General features: G+C 60.1%; 2 protein-coding genes and 1 pseudogene. 2 read left to right on the forward strand and 1 reads right to left on the reverse strand.

The genetic code is table 11. The features are described from left to right. A partial coding sequence (locus tag NW837_RS14005; protein WP_414332209.1) for a hypothetical protein occupies positions 1–679 on the forward strand: 679 nt, incomplete at its 5' end. 101 nt (positions 680–780) lie between these two features. Further along, positions 781–1617 carry a universal stress protein gene (locus NW837_RS14010; protein ID WP_414332210.1) on the forward strand — a complete coding sequence of 279 codons (837 nt, stop codon included), beginning with the start codon at positions 781–783 and terminating at the stop codon, positions 1615–1617. A gap of 24 nt (positions 1618–1641) precedes the next feature. Here the strand turns inward: NW837_RS14010 and NW837_RS14015 are convergent. Next, positions 1642–1953, reverse strand: a pseudogene (locus NW837_RS14015) (hypothetical protein); the annotation flags it as partial.

The following is a 1953-nucleotide window of genomic DNA, read 5'->3' on the forward strand; positions in this document are numbered from 1 at the left end:
GCAGCCGGCCCTTTCGGAGTACGGAGAAACCCGCCTCAACCTTTTCGCCGAGACTGGCCTTAGCGATCAGCTCACTCTCAACCTCAACACCAGCTACGTTTTCATCGAAAATCGCTTTGCCAGCGGGGCTGACACCGTTACCCAGCGCAACCAGGGCCTGCGGGATCTGGAACTGGGCCTGCGCCATACTTGGGGGAACGGGGATCCCTTCTTCTCGGCTCAGCTAACGGCCTTGATCCCGCCCGGATATGCCACCCAAGACATTCCCCTGCCCTTGGGGTACGGCGTCTTCGGCTATGATCTCAAAGTTGGGGCGGCAGCCAATACCCAGTTGGGATCCCTGCCTGCCTTTTTCGACTCCTGCCTCACGTTCCGGGACTACCTGGGCTATCCCGGCGATCGCCTCAAGGCCAACTTAACCCTTGGGGCCGATTTGACTCCTGAGCTGCAGGCCATCCTGGCTTTGGATGGAGATTTTACCTTGGGCAACGGTGCACCTTTGCTGTTCGGAGATTTGGCGGTTCAGGATCCCGACTACGACAACCTCAAGCTTTCGGGCCAGCTCAACTGGCGGCTGGAGGGAGGGTTAACGCTGGGCTTGGGGGGGTTTCAGTTCCTGGCCGGTCGCAACACCAATGCCGGCGGCGGCTTTACCGGCTATGTGTGGCTAAGTTACTAAAACCCAACAAAATGTTGCAGGACATCCCCTACGGTAACAGGGATCCGCAGGGGCAGATCTAGGATGAGTCTTGGCAAACTACGGCCCGGAGAACGGATCCCATGTCTCGATTTGAGAACCTCATTGCCGCCATCGATGGCAGCGGCCCCACTGAGCAAATGGTGCATACCCTTCTGTCTCTGCCGGCCTTTGCCCAGTGCCACGTGACATTGCTGCATGCGGTGCCTTCCCAGACCTCTGCCGAGGAGATGCGGGCTGCCTGGCAAAAGGGGCAGGAACTGCTGGCCCAAACCCTGCAGACTTTCCCCCCCCGCCCAGGGCTAAAGATCAGCACGCAACTGGTGGAAGGGGATCCCAAGGTGGTGGTGCTGCAGGTGGCCGAGTCCCTGCCCAATCCGCTGATTGTGATGGGATCCCGGGGGCGCAACCGCATCATGGCCATTTTGCAGAACTCGGTGAGCCAATATGTGTTCCAGCTCGCCTCCTGCCCAATGCTGCTAGTCAAAGACGACGCCTACGTCAAATACCCCAGCCATGTCATGGTGGCCCTCAACAACTCCCCCGCTGCCCAGGCCGCCTTTGCCACTGCCCTTGACTTGATCTCCGGCATTCAAGGGGCCCAGATCTTCCTGGCCTCTGTGCAGTTGGATGCCGACAACCCAGGTAGAGATGAGGCCCTAGATCGGGCAATCGACATCCTCAAAAACCGGCAAATCGGCCACCAGGTGTTGACGGCTGTCGGGGATCCGGCTACGGAGATTGTCCGCCTGGCTGAAGAAAGCAAGGCCGATCTGCTGGTGATGGGATCCCCGGATCGCCGGCCCAGCATTGCCCGCAGCATCCCCGACCTGGATCGGCTGCTGGGGCGTTCCATCTCCGACTATGTGCGGGTGCACATCGGCTGCCCAGTGCTGATGGTGCGCTCCGTCCAAGACTAAACAGGACTCAAGAGCGAGGGATCCCTAAGGCAAGATAGAGCGGTGCTCTGTAACTCGGTCGCTCTGCTGCTGGCGATCCGGGCTGACGGCCCAAGCTTCAAAGATCAGCTCGGGGACGCCTGGGGGAATGGTCATGCGGGTTAAAGCTTGCCACTGCCCCTGATCGTCGCGGGAGAAGTCCAGCAACCAGCGGGGGCCATCCACCAAAGAGCGAGTGCGCCCGTGCTTGACCCAAAACTTGATCCAAAAAGGGGCTTGATGGCCTGCAGCAGGGTTGGTCGTGGGGGGCAAGCGCAACACCACATCGAAATTGTCTCCGGCTCGGAGTTGCTCGGG

Origin of the sequence: Synechococcus sp. R6-10 (genome assembly GCF_047461815.1) — a bacterium.
Lineage (GTDB): Bacteria > Cyanobacteriota > Cyanobacteriia > Thermostichales > Thermostichaceae > Thermostichus.